General features: G+C 62.7%; 4 protein-coding genes and 1 pseudogene. 2 read left to right on the top strand and 3 right to left on the bottom strand.

The window, feature by feature from the left end:
* Positions 1-558 (top strand): dienelactone hydrolase family protein (locus tag EN925_RS31565; RefSeq protein ID WP_164894518.1); only part of this gene is annotated, 558 nt, incomplete at its 5' end.
* Between the two features lie 9 nt (positions 559-567).
* Here the strand turns inward: EN925_RS31565 and EN925_RS31560 are convergent.
* The 3 genes and pseudogenes from EN925_RS31560 to EN925_RS41060 form a co-directional block, all read right to left on the bottom strand.
* Complete coding sequence (locus tag EN925_RS31560) at positions 568-1,014, bottom strand: response regulator (RefSeq protein ID WP_013531002.1); 447 nt, start codon at positions 1,012-1,014, stop codon at positions 568-570.
* Positions 1,011-1,562, bottom strand: a complete 552-nt coding sequence (locus tag EN925_RS31555; RefSeq protein WP_245460942.1) for a sensor histidine kinase — start codon at positions 1,560-1,562, stop codon at positions 1,011-1,013. The genes EN925_RS31560 and EN925_RS31555 overlap by 4 nt, the downstream gene beginning before the upstream one ends.
* A 22-nt stretch (positions 1,563-1,584) precedes the next feature.
* A pseudogene (locus EN925_RS41060) lies at positions 1,585-2,019 on the bottom strand (EamA family transporter); the annotation flags it as partial.
* 89 nt (positions 2,020-2,108) lie between these two features.
* Between EN925_RS41060 and EN925_RS31545 the strand changes: the two are divergent.
* The coding region (locus tag EN925_RS31545) for an Lrp/AsnC family transcriptional regulator (RefSeq protein ID WP_164894517.1) at positions 2,109-2,535 on the top strand (427 nt) is incomplete at its 3' end.

Below are 2,535 nucleotides of genomic sequence, written 5' to 3'. Positions count from 1 at the left end.
CAGCATATCCGCGATGTGGCGCGGCGCGTGGCGCTGGAAGGCTTCGTGGCGCTGGCGCCGGATTTTCTGTCGCCGCTCGGCGGCACGCCGACCGACGAAGACAAGGCGCGCGACATGTTCGGCAAGCTCGATCCGGCGCAGACCATCGCTGACGGTGTTGCGACCGTCGCTTTCCTCAAGAGCGACAAGGACGGCAACGGCAAGGTCGGCGCTATCGGCTTCTGCTGGGGCGGTGGCACGGTCAACATGCTGGCCGTCAACGCGCCCGATCTCAGTGCCGGCGTTGCCTATTACGGCATGCAGCCGAAGGCCGCCGATATATCCAAGATCAAGGCGGCCTTGCTGCTGCACTATGGCGGACTCGACGAGCGCATCAATGCCGGCATCGACGCCTTCAAGAAGGAACTCGACGCGGCGCATGTCGACTACACGGTCTATGTTTATGAAGGCGCCAACCACGCCTTCAACAACGACACGTCGGCGGCGCGCTACGACAAGAAGGCGGCTGACCTCGCCTGGGGCAGAACGATCGCCTTCCTTCGGGAAAAACTGAAATGACTTCAGCTGTCATGCCGCCGGCGCCCAGGCGGTTTCGAAGGCCGGCGACAGGGTGAAGCCGGCCGGCCGCGCCGAAACGGGGGGCGGGCGGCGCACGCCTTCCTGCAGGTACCGCAACGCCGACGTCAGCCCGTTCATCGTGTAAGGCTTGGCTATGACGCCGATCGCGCCGGCGAAATGATCGGGGATGCGCTTCGGATTGGCGGTCATGAACACCACCGTCGAACTCTTCCTTTCGCCTATGTACTTGGCCACGTCGATGCCGGACGGCCCGTCACTCAGATGGATGTCGACGAAGGCGATATCGGCTTCGGTCGCATCCGCCATGGCCATGGCTTCCGCCGAAGAGGTCGCCCAGCCGACGACGCTGTGGCCGGCGTCCTCGACAAGGCTCTCCAGCTCCATTGCCAGCAGCGCTTCGTCCTCGATGATCAGGACCTTGAGCGGCTCAATCATGACACATTCCCTTTTTCCTGAGGTTCGTTCGGGATCGAGATAACGACCTTCGTGCCGGGGCCGGTGTCGCGCCATTCGATCTCGGCATGCAACTGGCGGGCGAGCGATTTGATCAGCCGCATGCCGAACGAGGCATCGCCGTTGGCGTCGGCCATGCCGACGCCGTCGTCCGACACCTCGATATTCAAGTGGCCGTCGGGCTGGCTCATTTTGATGCCCAGGCGGCCGGCCGACATTCCGTCGGGCTTGGACTTGAAGGCATGCTTCAGAGCATTGGTGACGAGTTCGTTGACCATCAGAGCGACGGGCGTTGCCTTTTCCGCGGAAATGACGATCGGTTCCAGGTCGAGAGCCGGACTGATCTCAGAGCGCCCCGACGCCGTCAGCAGGTCTGTCACCAGATCCTTGGCGAAATCCGCCACATCGAACTTGCTGACGTCCTTCGACTGATAAAGCCGCCGATGCACCGTGCTCAGGGCTTCGATGCGCTCCAGCATGGTGGTCAACGAACGCCTGATCGCTTCGTCCCGTATGGTCCGCCGCTGCATAATGATGAGGGAAGAGATCATCGGCGATGGCAAGGGCGGCGAGATTGCGCGTGCTCCTGAGGCCGATCGCCGCGACGCCGATGATGCCGACGAATTCGATCGCCGCCACCAGCGAGATCGGCAGTCGGTCGAGCGCCAGGTAGAACGAACAGTTCATCACCGCCAGACAGGCGCCGAAGGCCAGCAACAGCAGCCGCGTCGTGCGATCGGCGCGTGCGAAGCTTCGCCATGGACGGGTCAGGGGTGCGAAGATGAGTGCTGCCGTGGCGATGCGCAGCCACGCCATGCCGAGCACGCCGACATGCGGGAAAAGCAGCACGGCGAAGGCCGGCCCGAGATAGTGGAAGACGGCGCTGACGCCGAACCAGACATGCGGCGGCAGTTTTTCCGTTAGCTTGCCCAGGGTGAAGTTGCCCGGGGCAGGGGTCGCCGCGAGAGCTTGCGTTTGATCATCCATCGGATCAGTATCGCAGGCAGATTTGCCTATTTATATAGATGATGATTAGCTATTTCGGCTATCTTTCTCCCGGAATAAAGGAGTTTTCCATGAAGCGCCTTCGAACTGAAAGCGCCGATCTCGATGCCGCCGACATGAAGATCCTGCGCCTGCTGGAAAAGGACGCGCGCACCAGCACGGCGGAGCTGGCACGCTCGGTGGGCCTGTCGGCACCGAGTGTGGCTGAGCGCATCAAGCGGCTGCAGGAAAGCGGCGTCATCGAGGCCTATTCGGTCAGGATCAACCCGACGGCACTCGGCCTGCCGCTGTCGGCATGGCTGCGCATCCGGCCAGTGCCGGGGCAGTTGGCCGTCGTGGCCGAGATCATCCGCGAACTGCCGGAGATCGTGCAATGCGACCGCGTAACCGGAGAGGATTGTTTCATCGCGCTGGCGCATGTCGGGTCGGTGGTCGACCTCGAGCGGGTGATCGACCGCATCATTCCCTACGCGATGACCAACACGGCTATCATCCAGT

Origin of the sequence: Mesorhizobium sp. M7A.F.Ca.US.006.04.2.1, from assembly GCF_004022915.1 — a bacterium.
GTDB lineage: Bacteria > Pseudomonadota > Alphaproteobacteria > Rhizobiales > Rhizobiaceae > Mesorhizobium > Mesorhizobium ciceri.
This window is presented reverse-complemented; position numbering and strand designations above follow the sequence as displayed.

Bases quoted from the DNA above. Each gene is read 5' to 3' on its own strand.
- EN925_RS31555 (WP_245460942.1), bottom strand. From the start codon at position 1,562: ATGCAGCGGCGGACCATACGGGACGAAGCGATCAGGCGTTCGTTGACC.
- EN925_RS31560 (WP_013531002.1), bottom strand. From the start codon at position 1,014: ATGATTGAGCCGCTCAAGGTCCTGATCATCGAGGACGAAGCGCTGCTG.